The sequence below is a fragment of the Roseateles sp. P1_C1_2 genome (assembly GCF_056406535.1).
Genome location: NZ_JBFUAB010000019.1, coordinates 37406 through 55305, shown reverse-complemented (window position 1 = coordinate 55305; position 17900 = coordinate 37406). Strand labels below are relative to the sequence as shown.

Sequence of the window (17900 nt, the reverse complement as noted above, 5' to 3'; positions counted from 1 at the left end):
GGGATGTCGGACTTCCTTACATCGCTGAAGGCCCAGCGCAAGCAAATCACTGTGGCACCAGGGTTTTCTCTGATGGCACGATGCTTGCTCATACCTGCCGGTCTTTCTTTGGGAGTAAATATGTTGAAGTCTCTTGCCTTGGCCTCCGTGCTGTCCTTGGGCAGCCTCGCGGCTCAGGCTACCCCCTTCGTGCTGGGCACCGGCACGCTGGGCGCTACAACCGTCAATAGCGGCAACGTCGCCGTCGTGCCCGGCCTGGTGAACGACACCTTCACCTTCTCGCTCGCATCGGCATCGGCCGTGCAGAGCAACGTGACCACGTTCTTCGGCGGCCTGACGCCGGCGTTCTACAGCATCGTCAGCACCGGCGCCGATCACGTCGTGGGCGGCACTGATGACACCGTCATCACCGGCTTTGCCTTCACGTCCACGTCGACCGCTCATTTCACGAATCTGAGCGCCGGCAACTACTACTTCAACGTGTTCGCCCTGGCCACCCAGGCGCCGTCGGCCTACGCGATTTCGGCGTCGGCCACCGCGCTGCCGGTTCCGGAACCCGAGACCTACGCCATGCTGGCCGCCGGCCTCGGCGTCATCGGTTTCGTGGCTTCGCGCCGCCGTCGCGATCTGTAATCGAACTTGATCCGGGCGCACCTCGCGGTGCCCCGGATGCTCAAGCCCCCAAGCCCCGGCGCTTCAAGCACCGGGGCTTTTTTTGTCCTCAGCGCTGCGCGCTCCGCGGGAGCCGCTAGGCCACCGCGCCGCGCGTGTTGACGTACAGCGCGTACAGCGAATGCGTGCTCGCCATGAAGAGGCGATTGCCCTTGGCGCCGCCGAAGCAGAGGTTGGCACAGCGCTCGGGCAGGTGGATATGGGCCAAGGGCTTGCCCGTCGCGTCATAGACCTTGACGCCGTCGAGCCGCGACGCCTCCGCGCCCGCGCTGCCATCGCTGCCGAAGCCGCACCAGAGATTGCCCTGCACGTCGACGGCCATGCCGTCGAAGGCGCCCGGGCAGCCCGGGTCGATGAGCAGGCGCTTGTTGCTCAAGGACGCGCCGTTGACGTCATAGGCCCAGATCAGCCGGTGCGGCTGGGCGCGGCTCTCGATGACGTAGAGGGTTTTGCCATCCGGGCTGAAGGCCAGGCCGTTGGGGCCCTTGAGGTCGTCGATCTGCAGCGTCAGCTCGCCCGTCGCGCCGTCGATGCGGTAGACGGCCGGGGTCAGCTCCGACTCGGCCTTCTCGCCTTCGAAATCGCTGAGGATGCCGAACAGCGGGTCGCTGAACCACAGGCTGCCGTCGGCATGACAGGTGATGTCGTTGGGCGAGTTCAAGCGCTTGCCGTTGAAACCATCGGCCAGCACGGTGATGCGGCCGTCGTACTCGGTGCGCGTGATGCGCCGTGTCAGGTGCTCGCAGCTGACGAGTCGCCCCTGCCGGTCCCGCACATGACCGTTGGCGTTGTCGCTCGGGTTGCGGAACTCGCTAACGGCGCCGGTCGTCTCGTCCCAGCGCAGGATGCGGTTGTTGGGGATGTCGGAGACCAGCAGATAGCGGCCGTCGCCGAACCACACCGGCCCCTCGGCCCAGGCCAGGCCGGTGGCGAGCTGCTCGACGCCGGCGGCAAACAGGCGCAGCGCCAGGAAGGCCTCGTCCAGCACCTCGATGGCCGGGTCGGGCCGGCGCGCATTGGGCGTGAAGGCGATCTTCATTCCTTGGGCGCCTTCTCGAACGGCCCGAGGGTGACGAACTGGCCGCCCTGGCAGCGCACTTCGGGGCGGCTGGGGTCGACATAGGGCTGGGCCGCCTCGACCTCGGCGCGCCAGGGCTCGGAACTGTCCTGGGGCTTGAAGCCGATGTGGTTGGACTTGCTGTTGTCCCACCAGGTTGAGCGGTTGTCGCTCATGCCGTAGATGACGCTGTGGCCGACGACGGGCGCGCTCAAGGCGGCGACGAGCAGGCGCTCCAGGTCGTCGAAGCTGAGCCAGCTCGACAACATGCGGCGGTCGGTCGGCACGGGCCAGCTCGAGCCGATGCGCACCGACACCGTCTCCAGGCCGTAGCGGTCGAAATAGAACTGCGCCAGGTTCTCGCCAAAGGCCTTGGACAGGCCGTAATAGCTGTCCGGCCGCGGCGCGGCCTGGGGCGTCAGCGTCTCGCCCTGGCTGTAGAAGCCGGTCACATGGTTGGAGCTGGCGAAGACGATGCGCTTCACGCCACGCTGGCGCGCCGCCTCGTAGACGTTGTAGGCGCCGACGATATTGGCCGGCAGCACGACGTCGAAGGGCTTCTCGATGGACACGCCGCCGAAGTGCAGCACGGCGTCGACGTCCTTCAGCAGGGCCTGCATCGCGGCCAGGTCTTCCAGCGGCGCCTGCACGACCTCCTCGCCGTCGCCGGCCGGATCCATGCCCGCGAGGTCGGACAGGCGCAGCACGTCGCAGTAGTGCTTCATGCGCGGTCGCAGCACACGGCCGAGGTTGCCGGCGGCGCCGGTCAGCAGCAGGCGCTTGAAGCGCGGGGCGGAAAGTGGCGTCATGAAAAAAAGGCCCTCGACGGGCCGGAGTCAGGCTTCACGCACCCTTGCGCAGCGGCGGGCGCAAACGCGGGGCGGCGTCGGACTGGCGTCGGACCAGTTCGAAATCCTTGAGCTCATGCTCGCAGGGCAGAGGCTCGCCACTGCGGCGCGCACGGATGTGGCGCACCAGCAGGTCAACAGCGGCGCCGGCCATCTCCATGATGGGCTGGCGCACGGTGGTCAGTTCGGGCCAGATGGTGGTGGCCAGCGGCGCATCGTCGAAGCCGACGACTGTCAGGTCGCTGGGCACGTCCAGGCCCATGCGGTGGGCAATGGCGACGGTGGCCGCGGCCATGTCGTCGTTGCTGGCGAAGATGGCCGTCGGCCGCTGCTCCTGCGACAGCAGGAACTCGGCCGCATCCAGGCCCGAGCGGTAGGTGAACATGCCCTGGGCCACGACCTCTTCCTCGGCAATGTTCAGGCCGGCGTCGGTCATCGCGGCATGAAAGCCGGCAAGGCGGCGCGAGCTGCTGCTCTGGTAGGGGTCGCCGATGATGAAGCCCAGGCGGTGGTGGCCCAGGTTCAGCAGGTGGCGCGTCATCTCGTAGGCGGCCTGGTAGTCATCGATGCCGACGGCGCAGACGTCCTCGGGCGGCTGGCCGGCGGAGACGACGACGGCCGGTGTGTCGGTCTCGGCCACCAGCTTGAGCAAGGGCTGGGAATCGCAGAAGGGCGGCGGCAGGATCAGCCCATCGATGCCATTGGCGATCATCTCGGCGACCGGTTTTTCCTCGCCCTCGCGCGCGGCCTCGCAGCGCTGCACGACCAGTTGCACGTGGCGCAGGCTGGACTTGTTCAACAGGCCGATCAGGAACTCGTTGAGGTAGCCCGCCGTCGGGTCGATGTAGAGCATGCCGATGCGGATGGGCTCCGAGCCGGCCAGGTGGCGGGCCGCCTGGTTGGGCATGTAGTTCAGCTCGGCGACGGCAGCCTGCACCTTCTCGCGCGTGCCGGGGCGCACGTTCTGCTCGCCGTTGATGACCCGCGACACCGTCATCGGCGACACCCCGGCGAGCTGGGCCACGTCGGCGATGGTGGCGACCTTGGTGCTGCGTCCAGCACGTGCGGATGGCTTCAAAGGTTTATTTCCTCGAATGATGGTCGGGCTGTTTGCGCAATCATATTTGGTGAGGGTCTAGCCCCCACGGCCCGGTGCGAAATTGAAACGCCGGGCCTTGTACTCGTCCAGGGGGTGTGCAGGCGCCCGCGTGCCGGCGGGCAGCGGCAGGCCCGAGGCGGACTGGAAGTAAGCCACGCAGGCGTCGCGCCACCAGCGCGCTTCGGCTTCCTGCACGGCGAGATAGGCAGCGACGTCGGCATGGCGGGCGGGATCGATGTCTGCTTTCAGCGCGGCCCACCGCGTGCGCGTGTCAACGACGCTGGCGACGCCACGGTCGTAGCGCGCAACCAGCTCGGCCCACAGCGTGCGGCCCGAGGCCATGCGGTAATCCCAGGGCAGCTGATGGAACCACAGCAGCCAGTCCTCGGGCGTCGTCTCGGGCCTGGCCAGGCGGGCGGCCCAATCGGGCGCGTATTGGGCCACGGCATTGCTGCCGGTCGGGCTGCGGTCGAAGCCGATGCCGTCGCGCCCGGCGCGGTGGAAGTAGACCGGGTTCCAGTCGGCACGCTCGAGGTTGTCGACCCAGGGCGCCGGACCGTGGTGATGGCCGGTGCCCATCAGATGGTGCAGCCCCAGCGGCGTCATGTAGTCGACGACGGCCTCGCGCGAGGCCAGCATCAGCGCGACGATGGGGTCGACGGCGCGCGGTGCGGTGGTGAAGGTCTGCTGCACCCACTCGCGGGCGACGCGGCCTGCGGCCAGGTCGGGGTCCCAGGCCAGGCGGCCGAAGGCGTACCAGTTGGCCTGGTCGAAATGCGATCCGCTCCAGTTGCGGTCGCTGCCGATATTGGCAACGCCGGCGATGGCCTTGACGTGCTGCGCCACCGTGGCGCCGTCGGGCCGGGCGCGCAGCACCTCCTCGAACAGCGGGCCCAGATAGACCAGGTGGGTCGAGAAGCCCAGGTACTCCTTGGTGATCTGCAGTTCCAGCGCCAGCGGCGTCTTCGGCATCGCGCCGAACAGCGGGTGGAAAGGCTCGCGCGGCTGGAAGTCGATGGCACCGTTCTTGACCTGGACGATGACGTTGGCGGCGAACTGACCGTCCAGCGGCTGGAACTCGCTGAAGGCCTGTTTGGCGCGGTCGCTGGCGTCGGGCGCATAGACAAAGGCCCGCCACATGACGAGGCCGCCGTGCGGCGCCAGGGCTTCGGCCAACATATTGGCGCCGTCGGCATGGTTGCGGCCATAGTCCTGCGGCCCCGGCTGGCCCTCGGAATTGGCCTTGACGAGGAAGCCGCCGAAGTCGGGAATGAGCTTGTAGATCTCGTCGGCCTTGGCCTTCCACCAGGCGCGCACGGCCGGGTCCAGCGGGTCGGCGGTCTTCAGCCCGCCCAGATCCTTGGGCGCCGAGAAGCGGGCGGACAGGTAGACCTTGATGCCATAGGGCCGCAGCACGTCGGCCAGCGCCGCGGCCTTGGCGAGGAAGGGCGCGGTCAGCGAATCGGCCTTGGCGTTGACGTTGTTCAGCACCGTGCCGTTGATGCCCAGCGACGCGTTCGCCCGCGCATAGTCCACATAGCGGGCGTCGCGGATGTCGGGCAGCTTCCACCAGTCCCAGATCGACGCGCCCGCATAGCCACGCTCCACCGTGCGGTCCAGGTTGTCCCAGTGGTTGAGCAGGCGCAGGCCGATCCTGGGCGCGGAGCGCTGGTCCAGCGTGGCCAGATCGGCGCCGGTGCTGGCCGCGCGAAGCCAGGCGAAGCTGCCGTAAAGCAGGCCGATATCGGTGTTGGCCGCGATCAGCGTCACCGCCCGGCCGCCCAGCTTCAGGCTGCGCAGCGCATAACCCTCCCGGCCCAGTTCGGCCCAGGGCAGATCGACACCGGCGGGCGCATGGGCCGGCGTGACCAGCATCAGCGCCGCGTCCGCAGGCCTGGCCGACGACGCCGGCTCCCGCCCCGTCAGCCCGGCCACGCCGCGCTTCAGTTCGGCGACGGCGACCTGCAGCGTCGGCGATGCCGGCTCCGCATACGCGATGCTGCGCGCATGGGCCAGCGTCTGCGTGGGCTTGGGCAGGCCGCGGTAGCGCAGCCACAGGTCGTGACCGTCCTCCACCGGGGCGCTGCCGGCGGGCAGCAGCAAAGCGGCCAGCATCAAGCCGGCCAGGGCTCGGGCCCATATCTTCATTCGGTCTCCTGTCGCGGGCCCAACCGGGTCATGGCAACCCCGGAAATGCGGGAATGTTAGAGATTTCTCGCTTGCGCAAAGCAAAATGGTAGCGCTACATTTGAGTCCATAGCAAGCCTGAAAAGAGGCGCCACCGAGCGCCGCGCCCCTGGAGACCCCACGTTGAACCCTGACCTCGCCATCCTGGCTCCCGCGACCACCGCCCGCGCCACCGCGCCTGGGGCGGCTGAGTTCAAGGGGGCGTGATGGCCGGGGGGATCGCCGCGCCGCTGGGCCGCCAGCGCTGGGTCATCTGCGCCCTGCTCTTCGTCGCGACGACCATCAACTACATCGACCGCAATGCGCTGTCGGTGCTCAAGACCAGCCTGCAACAGCCTATGGAGGCCGGCGGCCTGGCGCTGACCGATGCCGACTATGGTTGGATCACCTTCGCCTTCACGGCCGCCTATGCCGCCTTTCCGCCGCTGATCGGCATTGGCATCGACCGCTTCGGCGTCAAGCGCAGCCTGGCCGCGGCCCTGCTGCTGTGGTCGGCCGCCGCCGCGGCCCATGGGGTGGTGGCTTCGGTGCTCGGCCTGGTCGTCGTGCGCTTCCTGCTCGGCATGGCCGAGGCGGCCCATTTCCCGGCGGCCATCAAGGCGGTGGCGATGTGGTTCCCGCAGCAGGAGCGGGCCCTGGCCACGGGCATCTTCAACTCGGGCACGGCGCTGGGCGTCATCGCCTCGCCCATCACGGTCTGGCTGGCGGTCACTTTTGGCTGGCAGTTCGCCTTTGTCGCCATTGGCGGCGTCGGCCTGGCCTGGCTGGTGTTCTGGGAGCGCGGCTTCCAGGCGCCCGAAAGACATGCACGGGTATCAGCGGACGAGCTGGTCTTCATCCAGGCCGGCCAGCCCGCCCAGCAGACGGTGATCAAGCTGCCGTGGACGACGCTGCTGCGCTTCAAGGCCATCTGGCCCTTCCTTACGGCCAAACTGCTGACCGACCCGGTCTGGTGGTTCTTCCTGTTCTGGCTGCCGTCCTATCTGGAGCGCGAGCGCGGCCAGAACCCGCTGAAGAGCGCCGGCCTCGTCGCGCTAATCTACCTCGGCTCCAGCGTCGGCTCCATCTTCGGCGGCTGGCTGTCGAGCACCCTGGTGAAGCGCGGCTGGCCGGTCGGCCGCGCCCGCATGACGGCCATGGGCCTGGCCGCCGCCTGCATGCCCGGCGCCATCCTGGCCTACACCAGCGACAGCTTTGCGCTGTGCATCGCGCTGATCACGCTGGCCACCGCCTGCCACCAGGCCTGGTCAGCCAATCTGCTGACGTCCGCCACCGACCTCTTCCCGACCAAGGTGTCCGGCGCCGTCGTCGGCCTGGGCGCCACGGCCGGTGGCATCGGCGGCATGTTCATCGCGCTGCTGGCGGCCCTGGCCGTGCAGTGGACGGGCACGCAGCAATGGGTCTTCGTGTTCGCCGGGCTCATGCACCTGACCAGCCTCGGCATCTTCTGGCTCTGGTTCCGCGGCCGCTTCGAGCGCGTGGATGTCGATGCCGGCATGGACATCCACCAGCCCCACCGGGCGCTGCTGGTCGCTGGCGGTGTGCTGACGGCAGTTGGCGCGACGCTGGCATGGGTCATCACGGCGAACTGGGAAGCCTGTGTCGCCGCTGCCAAGTTCTCCGGCGCCGCGCAGGCCCTGACCGCCGCCATCGGCCTGGCCCTGATCGGCCTGGTCCTGCTGCATGCCGGCAGCCCCCGCACCGGTGCCGTTCTCCAGGTGGCCTGACATGCAATTCACCGCCGATCAGCACCTGCTCAAGGACCTCAACCGCATGGCCATCGTGCGGCAGCTGAGCGCCTGGCCGGGGCAGTCGCGCGCGGCCCTGGCCGAGTCGCTGCAGCTGACCAAGTCCACCGTCAGCACCTTGACCAAGGAGCTGATCGCCGAGGGTTGGCTGCTGGAGCGCGACGTCGTCGCCACCGGCGAGCTCGGCCGCCGCCCCACCCCGCTGTTCGTCGATCCCGGCCGCCTCGTGCTGCTGGGCGCGGAACTGGGCGTGGACGGCGTCAATGTCGTCGCCACCTCGCTGACCGGCGACGTGCTGGCCCGCGCCCGCTCGCCGCTGGATGCCAGCCGCGATGCCCACCTCGCCCTGGTGCGCGCGGCCAAGCTGCTGATGCAGGTGCATGCGCGCCTGGACACGCCGGCCCAGCGCGTCATCGGCATCGGCATCGGCCTGCCCGGCGGTGTCGACGAGCAGCGCGGCCATCTGCACTTTGCCCACAACCTCGGCTGGCGCGACCTGCCCGTCGGGCACCTGCTGGCCGAACATCTGCGCACGACGGCCCTGCAGGGCGTGCCGCTGTTCGTGCAGAACGAGGCCGATGTCGCAGCACTCGGCGAGCTGGAGTTCGCCACCGACAGCCGGCAAGACCCGCTGATCTACCTGAGCTTGGGGCTGGGCGTGGGCGCCGGCATCGTCGTCGAAGACCGTCTGCTGACGGGCGCCCATGGCCTGGCCGGCGAAGTGGGCCACATGACGCTGGAACTCGACGGCCCGCGCTGCAGCTGCGGCCGCCGCGGCTGCGCCGAGGCCTTGATCGGTTTTCGTGCCATGGCCCCCGAGCATCCGAGCAGCGGCCTGGGCGTGGTCCAGGACCTGCTGCGCCACAAGCAGGCCGACAGCATCGAAGCCGTCGCCAGCGCCGGCCGCTATCTCGGCCTGCTGCTGGGCAATCTCTGCGCGGCCTATGACCCCGGCCGCATCGTGCTCGGCGGCCCCGCCGTCGAGATCGGCGCGCCCTTTCTCGAGCCCGCCTTCCGCACCCTCGAAAGCCAGGCCGCCTGCGCCAACGTGGCGCCGCCCCTGGTCACCCTCTCGCGCTTCGGCGCCGACGCCGTCCCGGTCGGTGCCGCCGCCCTGGCCCGCTACCGACTCACCCGCCCCCTGATCGCCGCCAGCCGCCTGGCCGCGGCCGCTTGAATCCCATGATCACCAATCCCATCCTGCCGGGCTTCCACGCCGACCCCTCGATCTGCCGCGTCGGGGACGATTACTACATCGCCACCTCCACCTTCGAATGGTGGCCCGGCGTGCGCATCCACCATTCGCGCGACCTGAAAAACTGGCGCCACCACAGCTATGCCTGCACGCGCAAGAGCCAGCTCGACCTGAGCGGCCACCCCGACTCGGCCGGCGTCTGGGCGCCCTGCCTGAGTTTTGCTGCCGGCCAGTTCTGGCTGATCTACACCGATGTGCGCTCCACCATCGGCGCCTTCAAGGACACGCACAACTACCTCATCACGGCGCCCAGCATCGACGGCCCCTGGAGCGAACCCATCTACCTGAACAGCTCGGGCTTCGACCCCAGCCTCTTCCATGACGAGGACGGCCGCCACTGGCTGGTCAACCAGCAATGGATACACCAGCCCGGCAAGCACCACTTCAACGGCATCCTGCTGCAGGAATACGACCACGAAGCCCGGTGCCTGGTCGGCCCGGTGAAGAACATCTATGCCGGCACCGAGCTGCAGGTCGTCGAGGGCCCGCACCTCTACCGCCGCAAGGGCTGGTACTACCTGCTGACGGCCGAGGGCGGCACCTTCTACGAGCATGCCGTCACGCTGGCTCGTTCGCGCAAGCTCGACGGCCCCTACGAGACCCTGCCCGGCAACCCGTTGCTCACTGCATGGAAGCAGCCCACCGACGGCCTGCAGCGCAGCGGCCATGCCAGCCTGGTGCAGACGCAGAACGGCGACTGGTATCTCGCCCACCTCTGCGGCCGGCCGCTGGAATGGAGCGGCCCGAATGCCGACAAGCAGAACGGCGTTTATGAAAACCTGCACTGCCCGCTGGGCCGCGAGACCGGCATCCAGCGCATCCACTGGCGCGACGACGACTGGCCCGAGATCGAAGGCGGCGGCAATGCGCCGCGCCTGCAGGTGGCCGAACCGGGCCTGCCCGAGCATGTCTTCCCGGCCGAGGCAGCCCGTGACGACTTCGATTCGACAACGCTCAACCCTCACCTGAACTCGCTGCGTGTGCCCTTCGACGAGAGCTGGATCTCGCTAGCCGAGCGCCCCGGTTTCCTGCGCCTCAAGGGCCGCGAGTCGCTGATGAGCCTGTTCGACCAGAGCCTGGTCGCGCGCCGCCAGCAGCACTTCAACTGCCGCGTCGAGACGCGCCTGGAGTTCGCGCCCGAACTGTTCCAGCAGATGGCCGGCCTGGTGGCCTACTACAACACCAGCAACCACGCCTATCTGCATGTCAGCCGCGATGTCGACTCGGGCCGGCGCGTGCTGCGCCTGACCGTCAACCGCGACGCGGCCCTGAGCGAACCGGCCACGGCTGCCGAGTTGAAGGACGGCCCGGTCGACCTGGCCGTCGAGTTCAAGCACGATCGCTACCAGTTCCAGTTTGCTCAAGGCGGCGCCTGGCAGGACATCGGCCCGGCCCTGGACGCCGCCATGCTCAGCGACGAGTTTGCGACCCAGTTCGTCAACGGCTTCGCGCGCAGCTTCGGCTTCACCGGCAACTTCATCGGCATCGCCTGCCAGGACCTGTCGGGCCAGCGGCTTGCCGCTGACTTTGACTACCTCTCCTACGAAGCGCGGCCCTGAGATCGCGCCCTAGAAAACCAAACGAGACAAATCCATGGCCACCACCCATCAGCCCCTGTCCTTCGTGGAGAAGGCCGGTTACAGCTGCGGCGATGCCGCAGCGAACCTGGTCTTCATGTCCATGATCCTGTTCCAGCTGAACTTCTACACGGACGTGTTCGGGCTGAGCGCCAGCACGGCCGCGGCCATCCTGCTGTGGCCCAAGCTGTGGGACGCCTTCTTCGATCCCATCATGGGCGTGCTGGCCGATCGCACCAACACGCGCTGGGGCAAGTTCCGCCCCTGGGTGTTGTGGACCTCGGTGCCCTGGGCCATCGTCATGGTGCTGGCCTACACGGCGCCCGACCCGAGCTGGGGCTGGAGCACCGGCATGGTGGTCGCGTATGCGGGCATCACCAACACGCTGCTGATGACGCTGTACTCGATGAACAACATGCCCTACTCGGCCATGAGCGGGGTCATGACGGCGGACCTGAACGAGCGCACCAAGCTGAACTCCTACCGCTTCGTGTCGGTCAACGCGGCGCAGTTCATCGTCGGCGGCTTCACCTTGCCGCTGGTAGCCAAGTTCGCGCAGGGGCATGACCGCGCCCACGGCTGGCAGGTCACCATGACCATCTGGGCCGTGGCCTGCCTGGTGCTCTTCCTCGTCACCTTCTTCACGACGCGGGAGCGCGTCAAGCCCCTCGTCGAGACGCACAGCTCGCCCAGGCAGGACTTCTCGGACCTGCTGAAGAACGGCCCTTGGATCACGCTGGTCCTCTACACGCTGTTCCAGTTCGGCATGCTGGCCCTGCGCGGCGGCGCCCACTACAACTACTACCACCACTACGCCGACAAGGCGGCGATGTTCGACTTCGTCGCAGCACTCGGCCTGACGACGCCGGATGCAGCCGGTACCGGCAGCCTGGCCGACACCCTGGGCTACATCGTGCACGGCACGCGCGACAACATCGCCGGCTCCAACGCCGCCGACGTGTTCAACAGCATCATCAACATGGCCGGCTTCGCGACGACCATCATCGTCATCATGGCGTCCATGGGGCTGTCGGCCCGCTACGGTCGCCGCGCCATCGGCATCGCCAGCTTCGGCCTGTCGACGCTGACCGCCTGCGCGCTGTACTTCCTGCCGCCTGACGCCGTGTGGCTCATGCTCGCTCTGCACGTGCTCGGCGCCATCGTCTACGCGCCCAGCGTGGCCGTCATGTGGTCCATGTATGCCGACGCCGCCGACTACTCCGAATGGCAGACCGGCCGGCGTTTCACGGGCATGGTGTTCGCCACCATCGGCTTCTCGCTGAAGGTGGGCCTCGCCCTGGGTGGTGCCGGCTTCCTGTGGATCCTCGCCGGCCTGTTCGGCTACGACACCCAGCTGCCCTCGGCGCCCAACGCCATCGAGGGCTACCGCGTGGCGTCCAGCTTCGTCGTCGGCGGGCTGTTCGCCGCCTGCACGCTGTGCCTGCTCGTCAACAAGCTGGACAAGCAGACCACGCTGCGCATGTCCGACGAACTCGCCCAGCGCCGCCGCCAGGCCGGCGCCGATCCCGGCGACGGCAGCGGCCCGACCCACGCCGTACCGGCCACCGCCTGACTTCCATTCCCACACCCATCTTTGTTGATCCCGCAGTAAGGACCCCGCCATGAGCACCGCCTATTCCGACCTCCCCACCGTTCAATACGAAGGCCCCCAGTCCACCAACCCGCTGGCCTACCGCTGGTATGACGCCAAGCGCGTCGTGATGGGCAAGACCCTGGCCGAGCACCTGCGCCCCGCCGTCTGCTACTGGCACAACTTCTGCTGGAAGGGCGAGGACATCTTCGGCCTGGGCGCCACCGCCCATCAGCGCAACTGGTTCGCCGAGCAAGACGCCGTCACGGCGGCCAAGATCAAGCTGGACGCCGCCTTCGACCTGTTCGGCAAGCTCGGCCTGCCTTACTGGTGTTTCCATGACCGCGACGTGGCCCCCGAAGGCGCCAGCCTCGCCGAGTCCAACCGCATCCTCGACGGCCTGCTCGAAGCCGCCGCCAAGAAGATGCAGGATCAGAAGATCGGCCTGCTCTGGGGCACGGCCAACCTGTTCAGCAACCCGCGCTTCATGAGCGGTGCTGCCACCAACCCCGACCCCGAGGTCTTCGCCTATGCCGCCGCGCAAGTGAAGCATGTGCTGGAGTGGACGAACCGCCTGGGCGGCCAGAACTATGTGCTGTGGGGCGGCCGCGAAGGCTACGAGACGCTGCTGAACACCGACCTCAAGCGCGAGCTGGCGCAGTACGGCCGCTTCCTGTCCGCCGTCGTCGAGCACAAGCACAAGATCGGCTTCAAGGGCGCCATCCTCATCGAGCCCAAGCCGCAGGAACCCACCAAGCACCAGTACGACTACGACAGCGCCACGGTCTATGGTTTCCTGAAGACCTACGGCCTGGAGAACGAGGTCAAGGTCAACCTCGAGGTGAACCACGCCACGCTGGCCGGCCACAGCTTCGAGCATGAAGTGGCCACCGCCTGCGCCCTGGGCATCTTCGGCTCCATCGACGCCAACCGCGGCGACGAGCAGCTGGGCTGGGACACCGACCAGTTCCCCAACAACCACGCGGCGCTGGTGCCGGCCATGCTGGAGATCATCCGCGCGGGTGGCTTCACGACCGGTGGCACCAACTTCGACGCCAAGGTGCGCCGCCAGTCCATCGACCCGACCGACCAGCTCGAGGGCCACATCGGCGGCATGGACACCATGGCCCGCGCCTTCCTGAGCGCGGCGGCGCTGTACGAAAGCGGTCAGCTGGAGAAGGCCGTTGGCGATCGCTACGCGGGCTGGAACGGCGAGCTGGGCCAGAAGATCCACGCGGGTGCAAGCCTCGACGATCTGGCCGCCGTCGTGCACGCCCAGGGCATCTCGCCGCAAGCCCGCTCGGGTCGCCAGGAACGCCTGGAAAACGTCGTCAACGCTTTCATCTGAGCATGTTCCTGGGCATCGACCTCGGCACCTCCGAGCTGAAGCTGCTGCTGCTCGACGAGCAGCACCACATCGTCGCGACCACCGGCGTGGCACTGACCGTGCAGCGGCCGCAGCCGCTTTGGAGCGAGCAGGACCCTGCCGCCTGGTGGGCCGCGCTCGACGAAGGCATGGCCAAGCTCGGCCAGAGCCACGCGGCGGCCCTGGCCCGCGTGCGTGGCATCGGGCTGTCGGGGCAGATGCATGGCGCCGTGACGCTGGATGCGGAAGACCGCGTGCTGCGGCCGGCCATCCTGTGGAACGACGGCCGCAGCGCCGCCCAATGCGCCGAGATGATGGCCGCCTGCCCCGAGCTGCCGGCCATCACCGGCAACCTGGCGATGCCGGGCTTCACCGCCCCCAAGCTGGCGTGGATGCGCCAGCACGAGCCCGAGCTCTTTGCCCGCGTGGCCAAGGTGCTGCTGCCCAAGGACTGGCTGCGGCTTGGCTTGAGCGGCTCCTATGTCAGCGAAATGAGCGACGCCGCCGGCACGCTGTGGCTGGACGTGGCCAGGCGCCGCTGGTCGCCCGAGGCGCTGGCGCTGACGGGGCTCGATGAAAGCCAGATGCCGCGCCTCGTCGAGGGCAGCGACCCGAGTGCCGGCCTCAAGCATGAGCTGGCCGAACGCTGGGGCCTGAAGGCCGGCATCCCCATCGCGGGTGGCGGTGGCGACAACGCGGCCAGCGCCGTCGGCATGGGCGTCGTCAAGCCGGGCCAGGGCTTTCTGTCGCTCGGCACCTCGGGCGTCATCTTCCTGTGCAACCCGGCCTTCAGCCCCAACCCAGCGAGGGCGGTGCACGCCTTCTGCCACGCGCTGCCCGACACCTGGCACCAGATGAGCGTCATGCTCAGTGCGGCCAGTGCGCTGCGTTGGGTCACGCAATTGCTGGGCGAGCCCGGTGAGGCCGAACTGATCGCCAAGGTCGCCGCGCTGAGCGCCACGCAGCGCCGGCAGGCACCGATCTTCCTGCCCTATCTGAGCGGCGAACGCACGCCGCACAACAACGCCAATGCGCAGGGCGTGTTCTTCGGCCTGACGCACGAGCATGACGCGGCGGCCCTGGGCTATGCCGTGCTCGAAGGCGTGGGCTTTGGCCTGCTGGATGGCTGGCAGGCCTTGCAAGCCGGCGGCGGCACGGCGGAGTCGCTGTGGCTGGTGGGCGGTGGCGCGCGCAGCGAATGGTGGGCGAAGGTGCTCGCCTCGCTGCTGAACGTGCGCCTCGTCAACGGTGTCGGTGCCGAAGCCGGTGGTGCCCTCGGCGCGGCCCGCCTGGCCTGGCTGGCCTGTGGCGGCAATGTCGACGAGGTCTGCCGCACGCCCGAGATCGCCCGCGTGGCCGAACCCGATGCCGCCCTGGCCGCCGAACTGCGGCCGCGCTTTGAGCGCTTCAAGCGCCTGTACGAGGCGCTGCGCGCCGAGTTCTCCTGACCTTCCTCACTCCAGGCCATGCCGTTCGCGCGGCAGGCCCCGTCACGCCCATGAACAGCCTCGACCAGCTCCGCCAACACACCACCGTCGTCGCCGACACCGGCGACTTCGACCAGCTCGCGCAATTCCGACCGCAAGATGCGACGACCAACCCGTCCCTGGTGCTGAAGGCCGTACAGCAGCCGCGCTACCGGCCGCTGCTGGAGCAAGCCGTCGCTGCCCACCCCGGCGCCTCGACAACGACCGTGGCCGAGCATCTGCTGGTGGCCTTCGGCGTCGAGATCCTCAAGCTCGTGCCCGGTCGCGTGTCGACCGAGATCGACCCACGCCTGAGTCATGACACCGCAGCTTCCGTCGCGACGGCGCAGCGCCTCATCTCTCTCTATGCCGCCGCCGGTGTGCCGCGCGCCCGTGTGCTGATCAAGCTGGCCTCGACGTGGGAAGGCATCCAGGCGGCGCGCCAGCTGGAGCAACAGGGCATTCACACCAACCTCACGCTGCTGTTCTGCCTCGCGCAGGCGAGGGCCTGTTCCGACGCCGGCGTGCGGCTGATCTCGCCCTTCGTCGGTCGCATCTACGACTGGTTCAAGAAGACAGCGGGCTCGAGCTGGGACGAGGCGGCCATGGCCGGCCCCAACGACCCCGGCGTGCGCTCCGTCGAAGAGATCTACCGCCACTACAAGCGCCACGGCATCCGCACCGAAGTGATGGCCGCGAGCTTTCGCAACACCGGCCAGATCGTCGCGCTGGCCGGCTGCGACCTGATGACCATCAGCCCGGCGCTGCTGGCCGAACTGGACAAGGCAGTCACCCCCGTCGAACGCCGCCTCGCGCTGAACGAGGGCCACATCGAGGCACCACCGCCCGCATTGACGGAGGCCGAGTTCCACGCCGCCCTGGCCGCCGATGCCATGGCCCGCGACAAGCTCGCCGAGGGCATCGCGCAGTTCATCGCCGACACCGAGACCCTCGAACAACTGATCCGCGCCACCCAAGCATGAGCACCGACCTCACCCTCGCCGCCAATGCGCTGCGCATGCTCGCCGTCGATGCCGTGCAGCAGGCCAACTCCGGCCACCCCGGCATGCCCATGGGCATGGCCGACATCGCCGCCGTGCTGTGGAGCCAGCATCTGCGCCACAACCCGGCCGACCCGGCGTGGCCGAATCGCGACCGCTTCGTGCTGTCCAATGGCCATGGCTCCATGCTGCTCTACGGCCTGCTGCACCTGAGTGGCTACGACCTGCCCATCGAAGAGCTCAAGGCCTTCCGCCAACTTCACAGCAAGACGCCCGGCCATCCCGAGGTGGGCCTGACGCCCGGCGTCGAGACGACGACCGGCCCGCTCGGCCAGGGCATCGCCAACGCCGTCGGCATGGCCCTGGCCGAGCAGCTGCTCGCGGCCGAGTTCAACACCGCCGAGCACCCACTCATCGATCACCGCACCTTCGTCTTCTGCGGCGATGGCTGCCTGATGGAAGGCATCTCCCACGAGGCCTGTTCGCTGGCCGGCACCTGGGGCCTGCACAAGCTCGTCGTCATCTACGACGACAACGGCATCTCCATCGACGGTGACGTGCAGGGCTGGTTCAGCGACGACACACCGGCCCGCTTCGAGGCCTATGGCTGGCGCGTCATCCGCAACGTCGATGGGCATGACTTCGCCGCCATCGACGCCGCACTGCGCACCGCCACGGCCTCCTCCGACAAGCCGGTGCTCATCTGCGCCCGCACCCAGATCGGCCGCGGCTCGCCCAACAAGGCCGGCGGCCACGACGTGCACGGCGCGCCGCTGGGTCCCGCCGAAGTGCAGGCCGTGCGGGAAGCGCTCAACTGGCCGCATGCACCCTTCGTCGTGCCCGAGGGCGCGCGGCGGGCCCTGGATGCGCGCGAACGTGGCGCCGCGCTGCAGGCGCAATGGCAGGCCGCGCTGGAGCGTCGTCGCCAGGCCGAACCCGCGAGCACCGCCGAGCTGGAGCGCCGCCTGCGTGGTGAGCTACCCGCCGACTTCGACGCCCGCTGCGGTGAACTGCTGGCCGCCACCGCCCAGCGCGGCGACACGCTGGCCTCGCGCAAGGCCTCGCAGAACAGCCTCACCGCCCTGGCCGCGCTACTGCCCGAACTGCTGGGCGGCTCGGCCGACCTCGCGCCGTCCAACCTGACGCAGTGGCAGGGTTGCCGCTCGGTGACCCAAGCGGCCGGGGGCGGCAACTATCTGCACTACGGCGTGCGCGAGTTCGCCATGGTGGCCATCCAGACCGGTGTCACGCTGCACGGCGGCCTGCGGCCGTTTGCCGGCACCTTCCTGATGTTCTCGGAGTACGCCCGCAACGCCATCCGCATGGCGGCGCTGATGCGCATCAACCCCATCTACGTCTTCACCCACGACTCCATCGGCCTGGGTGAGGACGGCCCCACCCACCAGCCCGTGGAGCAGCTCGCCACGCTGCGCCTCGTGCCCAACCTGGATGTCTGGCGCCCTGGCGACGCGGTCGAGACCGAGGTGGCCTGGCAGACCGCCGTGCGCCATCTGCACACGCCCACCTGCCTGATCCTGTCGCGCCAGAACCTGGCCCACCAGCCGCGCGATGCGGACACGCTGGCCGCCATCGAGCGTGGCGGCTATGTGCTGGTGAAGGAGTCCCCCGACCGGCCGCTGCAGCTCGTGCTGATCGCCACCGGCTCTGAACTCGGCCTGGCCGTCGACGCGCACAAGACCCTGGCCGCACGCGGCGTCAACGCACGCGTCGTGTCCATGCCCTCCTGCTTCGCCTTCGAGCAGCAGGACGCCGCCTGGCGCCGCGCCGTGCTGCCGCTGGGCGTGCCGCGCGTGGCCGTCGAAGCGGGTGTCACGGCGGGTTGGCGGCAGTACGTCGGCCTGGAAGGCGCCGTCGTCGGCATCGACAGCTTTGGCGAGTCGGCACCGGCGGCCGCCCTGGCCCGGCACTTCGGCCTGACGGTGCAGGCCGTGGTCGACGCGGGACTGAGCTGCCTGAGGCTGTAGGCCAACAAGCAGGCATCGCAATTGCTTAATCTGGATATCAAAGCGTTA

The 17900-nt window shown here is 68.7% G+C and carries 13 protein-coding genes; 9 read left to right on the top strand and 4 right to left on the bottom strand.

Annotation, left to right across the window (positions count from 1 at the left end; genetic code table 11):
• Positions 1-120: 120 nt before the first annotated feature.
• Positions 121-633 (top strand): FxDxF family PEP-CTERM protein, encoded by a 513-nt coding sequence (locus AC1D2H_RS19335; protein WP_477931928.1) that lies wholly within the window; start codon positions 121-123, stop codon positions 631-633.
• Positions 634-748: 115 nt separating this feature from the next.
• Here AC1D2H_RS19335 and AC1D2H_RS19330 read toward each other — a convergent pair whose 3' ends face one another.
• The 4 genes from AC1D2H_RS19330 to AC1D2H_RS19315 are packed head-to-tail and all read right to left on the bottom strand — an operon-like array spanning position 749 to position 5824.
• Complete coding sequence (locus AC1D2H_RS19330) at positions 749-1711, bottom strand: SMP-30/gluconolactonase/LRE family protein (protein ID WP_478012096.1); 963 nt, start codon at positions 1709-1711, stop codon at positions 749-751.
• Positions 1708-2538 (bottom strand): NAD-dependent epimerase/dehydratase family protein, encoded by an 831-nt coding sequence (locus tag AC1D2H_RS19325; RefSeq protein ID WP_478012095.1) that lies wholly within the window; start codon positions 2536-2538, stop codon positions 1708-1710. The genes AC1D2H_RS19330 and AC1D2H_RS19325 overlap by 4 nt, the downstream gene beginning before the upstream one ends.
• A gap of 34 nt (positions 2539-2572) precedes the next feature.
• A complete protein-coding gene (locus AC1D2H_RS19320; protein WP_477931931.1) occupies positions 2573-3655 on the bottom strand; it encodes a LacI family DNA-binding transcriptional regulator in 1083 nt (360 codons plus the stop codon).
• Positions 3656-3712: 57 nt separating this feature from the next.
• Positions 3713-5824, bottom strand: coding sequence for an alpha-glucuronidase family glycosyl hydrolase (locus tag AC1D2H_RS19315; RefSeq protein ID WP_478012094.1), 2112 nt, complete (start codon positions 5822-5824; stop codon positions 3713-3715).
• Between the two features lie 245 nt (positions 5825-6069).
• Between AC1D2H_RS19315 and AC1D2H_RS19310 the strand changes: the two genes are divergently transcribed.
• The 8 genes from AC1D2H_RS19310 to tkt are packed head-to-tail and all read left to right on the top strand — an operon-like array spanning position 6070 to position 17852.
• Positions 6070-7590 (top strand): MFS transporter, encoded by a 1521-nt coding sequence (locus AC1D2H_RS19310; RefSeq protein WP_478012093.1) that lies wholly within the window; start codon positions 6070-6072, stop codon positions 7588-7590.
• Between the two features lies 1 nt (position 7591).
• Entirely contained in the window at positions 7592-8788 is a 1197-nt protein-coding gene (locus AC1D2H_RS19305; RefSeq protein ID WP_477931934.1) for an ROK family protein, read from the top strand.
• Positions 8789-8793: 5 nt separating this feature from the next.
• A complete protein-coding gene (locus AC1D2H_RS19300) occupies positions 8794-10425 on the top strand; it encodes a glycoside hydrolase family 43 protein (RefSeq protein ID WP_478012092.1) in 1632 nt (543 codons plus the stop codon).
• A gap of 34 nt (positions 10426-10459) precedes the next feature.
• Positions 10460-12016, top strand: a complete 1557-nt coding sequence (locus tag AC1D2H_RS19295; RefSeq protein ID WP_477931936.1) for an MFS transporter — start codon at positions 10460-10462, stop codon at positions 12014-12016.
• A gap of 49 nt (positions 12017-12065) precedes the next feature.
• Positions 12066-13382: a xylose isomerase gene (gene xylA, locus AC1D2H_RS19290; protein WP_478012091.1), complete on the top strand. Its 1317-nt coding sequence runs from the start codon at positions 12066-12068 to the stop codon at positions 13380-13382.
• A gap of 2 nt (positions 13383-13384) precedes the next feature.
• Positions 13385-14848: a xylulokinase gene (gene xylB, locus AC1D2H_RS19285; RefSeq protein WP_478012090.1), complete on the top strand. Its 1464-nt coding sequence runs from the start codon at positions 13385-13387 to the stop codon at positions 14846-14848.
• 50 nt (positions 14849-14898) lie between these two features.
• Entirely contained in the window at positions 14899-15849 is a 951-nt protein-coding gene (tal, locus tag AC1D2H_RS19280; protein ID WP_478012089.1) for a transaldolase, read from the top strand.
• Positions 15846-17852 carry a transketolase gene (tkt, locus tag AC1D2H_RS19275; RefSeq protein ID WP_478012088.1) on the top strand — a complete coding sequence of 669 codons (2007 nt, stop codon included), beginning with the start codon at positions 15846-15848 and terminating at the stop codon, positions 17850-17852. Before tal ends, tkt begins: the two co-directional genes overlap by 4 nt.
• The last annotated feature ends 48 nt before the right edge of the window (positions 17853-17900 follow it).

Bases quoted from the DNA above. Each gene is read 5' to 3' on its own strand.
- AC1D2H_RS19335 (WP_477931928.1), top strand. From the start codon at position 121: ATGTTGAAGTCTCTTGCCTTGGCCTCCGTGCTGTCCTTGGGCAGCCTC.
- AC1D2H_RS19330 (WP_478012096.1), bottom strand. From the start codon at position 1,711: ATGAAGATCGCCTTCACGCCCAATGCGCGCCGGCCCGACCCGGCCATC.
- AC1D2H_RS19325 (WP_478012095.1), bottom strand. From the start codon at position 2,538: ATGACGCCACTTTCCGCCCCGCGCTTCAAGCGCCTGCTGCTGACCGGC.
- AC1D2H_RS19315 (WP_478012094.1), bottom strand. From the start codon at position 5,824: ATGAAGATATGGGCCCGAGCCCTGGCCGGCTTGATGCTGGCCGCTTTG.
- AC1D2H_RS19310 (WP_478012093.1), top strand. From the start codon at position 6,070: ATGGCCGGGGGGATCGCCGCGCCGCTGGGCCGCCAGCGCTGGGTCATC.
- AC1D2H_RS19305 (WP_477931934.1), top strand. From the start codon at position 7,592: ATGCAATTCACCGCCGATCAGCACCTGCTCAAGGACCTCAACCGCATG.
- AC1D2H_RS19300 (WP_478012092.1), top strand. From the start codon at position 8,794: ATGATCACCAATCCCATCCTGCCGGGCTTCCACGCCGACCCCTCGATC.
- AC1D2H_RS19295 (WP_477931936.1), top strand. From the start codon at position 10,460: ATGGCCACCACCCATCAGCCCCTGTCCTTCGTGGAGAAGGCCGGTTAC.
- xylA (WP_478012091.1), top strand. From the start codon at position 12,066: ATGAGCACCGCCTATTCCGACCTCCCCACCGTTCAATACGAAGGCCCC.
- xylB (WP_478012090.1), top strand. From the start codon at position 13,385: ATGTTCCTGGGCATCGACCTCGGCACCTCCGAGCTGAAGCTGCTGCTG.
- tal (WP_478012089.1), top strand. From the start codon at position 14,899: ATGAACAGCCTCGACCAGCTCCGCCAACACACCACCGTCGTCGCCGAC.
- tkt (WP_478012088.1), top strand. From the start codon at position 15,846: ATGAGCACCGACCTCACCCTCGCCGCCAATGCGCTGCGCATGCTCGCC.